1 protein-coding gene and 1 pseudogene are annotated in these 2,627 nt (G+C 67.1%); one reads left to right on the forward strand and one right to left on the reverse strand.

Going from position 1 to position 2,627, the window contains the following annotated elements:
* Nucleotides 1–2,149 (reverse strand): aminopeptidase N (pepN, locus tag JYJ84_RS33685; RefSeq protein WP_205190061.1); only part of this gene is annotated, 2,149 nt, incomplete at its 3' end.
* Between the two features lie 61 nt (nt 2,150–2,210).
* On the opposite strand from pepN, the pseudogene JYJ84_RS33690 reads away from it, so the two are divergent.
* Nucleotides 2,211–2,627 (forward strand): annotated as a pseudogene (locus JYJ84_RS33690) (DUF4136 domain-containing protein); the annotation flags it as partial.

The following is a 2,627-nucleotide window of genomic DNA, read 5'->3' on the forward strand; positions in this document are numbered from 1 at the left end:
CATCGGCCGGATCCTCGAGCTCGGCGAGATACGCGAGTGCGAGGTTCTTCAGCGCGCGGCGGCCGGAGGCCTCCGGCGTCGGTTCGTAGGCGCCGGGCGTCTGGTGCTGCTTGTATGCGGCGAGCCATTCCGCGCGCAGCGCGGTGGCGAGCTGACGGCGCACGAACTGGCGCGCGCGATGGACGGCGGCCGGATCGGCTTCCGCCATCTGGTCGGCGAGGTAGGTTTCCGACGGCAGCGTCAGCGCGAGTTCGCGGAACGCCGGCGACAGCGTTGCGTCGGTCAGCACGCGGCGGAATGCGGCGACGAAGTTCTCGCCGAGCGTGAGCGGCTCGTTCGCGGCCGCACGCGCGGCGAGCGTCAGCAGCGCGCGCGTCGCGAGGCGCTGGCCGGCTTCCCAGCGGTTGAACGGATCGCTGTCGTGCGCGAGCAGGAACGCGAGGTCGTCGTCGCTGTAGTCGTACTCGACGATCACCGGCGACGAGAAGTTGCGCAGCAGCGACGGCAGCGGTTGTTCCGGCACGTCGACGAACGTGAAGGTCTGCTCGGTGTCGGTGAAGTCGAGCACGCGCGTCGTGCCTGCGGCGGCGGCTTCGCCGTCGAGATGCAGCGGCAGGTCGCGGCCGTCGCGGCCGATCAGGCCGATCGCGAACGGAATCAGCAGCGGCCCCTGCTGCGTTTCGCGCGCGGCCGGCGATGCGTCGCCGTAACCCTGCGCGAGCGTGACGGTATAACGGCGCGCGGCTGCATCGTACGCGGTGCGCACCGACACGCGCGGCGTGCCGGCCTGGCTGTACCAGCGCTCGAACTGCGCGAGGTCGCGCCCGTTCGCGTCGGCCATCGCGTGACGGAAGTCGTCGCAGGTCACCGCGTGCCCGTCGTGGCGCTTGAAGTACAGGTCCATCCCCTTGCGGAAGCCGTCACGGCCGAACAGCGTCTGGTACATCCGCACGACTTCCGAACCTTTCTCGTAGACGGTCATCGTGTAGAAGTTGTTGATCTCGACGTAGCTCTCCGGGCGCACCGGGTGGGCCATCGGGCCCGCATCCTCGGCGAACTGCAACTGGCGCAGCACGCGCACGTCCTCGATGCGCTTGACCGCGCGGGCCGCCGATTCGATGGCGTCGCCCGCGGCCATGTCGGCCGAGAATTCCTGGTCGCGGAACACCGTCAGGCCTTCCTTCAGGCTCAGCTGGAACCAGTCGCGGCAGGTCACGCGGTTGCCGGTCCAGTTGTGGAAGTACTCGTGGCCGACCACCGATTCGATGTTCGCGAAGTCGGTGTCGGTCGCGGTCTCGGGGTTCGCCAGCACGTACTTCGTGTTGAAGATGTTGAGCCCCTTGTTTTCCATCGCGCCCATGTTGAAGTCGCCGACCGCGACGATCATGAAGCGGTCGAGATCGAGCTCGAGGCCGAAGCGCTTCTCGTCCCAGCGAATCGAGTGGATCAGCGAATCCATTGCATGACGCGTCTTGTCGAGATCGGCCGGCTCGACCCACACCTGCAGCAGCTTTTCCTTGCCCGAGCCGGTCGTGATCTTTTCCTCGATTGCGACGAGCTTGCCCGCGACCAGCGCGAACAGGTAGCTCGGCTTGCGGAACGGGTCTTCCCACTTCGCGAAGTGGCGGCCGTCGGGCAGGTCGCCGGAATCGACGAGGTTGCCGTTCGACAGCAGCACCGGGTAGGCGGCCTGATCGGCGCGCAGCGTCACCGTGTACGACGCCATCACGTCCGGGCGGTCGAGGAAGTAGGTGATGCGGCGGAAACCTTCGGCTTCGCATTGCGTGAAGAAGTTGCCGCTCGACACATAGAGGCCCGACAGCGTCGTATTCTGGTCGGGTGCGCAGGCGCTTTCGAGCGTCAGCTCGAAAGCGTCGGGGACGTTCTCGACGGTCAGCCCGTGTTCGTGCGCACGCACGGCGCCATGCGGCGTGCCATCCAGCCATGCGCCGACGAATTCGAGCGCTTCGCCCATCAGCTCCAGGTGCGGCGCGGGCGCGGCGTCCGGATTGCGGCGCACGCGCATCGTATTCCTGACGATCGTACGGGCCGGCGCGAGATCGAATTCGAGCGCAACGGAATCGATGAGGAAGGCCGGCGGCGTGTAGTCGGCGCGGCGGATCACGGTGGAGGAGGCGTTGTCGGACATGGTCGTCGAGATCGGTGGAGTGGGGGACGCGCCCGCGGCACGGGCCGGGCGAACCGGGCCATTGTACAAAGGCTTGCGGCCGCGTGCCGGGCGAACTTTTTACCGGTTCCGGGAGTCCGCGTATTATCGGCATCCCGTTACGGTTCGCGTGGTGCGACGAACGGGTGACGGATCGAAGAGGATCAACATGAAACGCGATTGGATTCAACGCGGTGCGGGCTGGGCGGCGGTGCTGTGCGTGGCGCTGCTGACCGGCTGTACCAGCTACGTGACGACCCAGGTCACGGCCTTCTCCGACTGGAGCGGCAGCGACGCGACACGCACCTATGCGTTCACGCGCAGCGATGCGCAGAAGCACAGCATCGAGCAGTCGACCTATGAACCGATCGTCGCGAACGAACTGTCCACGTATGCGTTCCGGCAGGCGCCGGCCGCGCAGGCCCGCTATCTCGTCGGGCTGACGTACGGGGTCGGCAGC

The sequence above is a fragment of the Burkholderia sp. LMG 13014 genome (assembly GCF_905232215.1).
Lineage (GTDB): Bacteria > Pseudomonadota > Gammaproteobacteria > Burkholderiales > Burkholderiaceae > Burkholderia.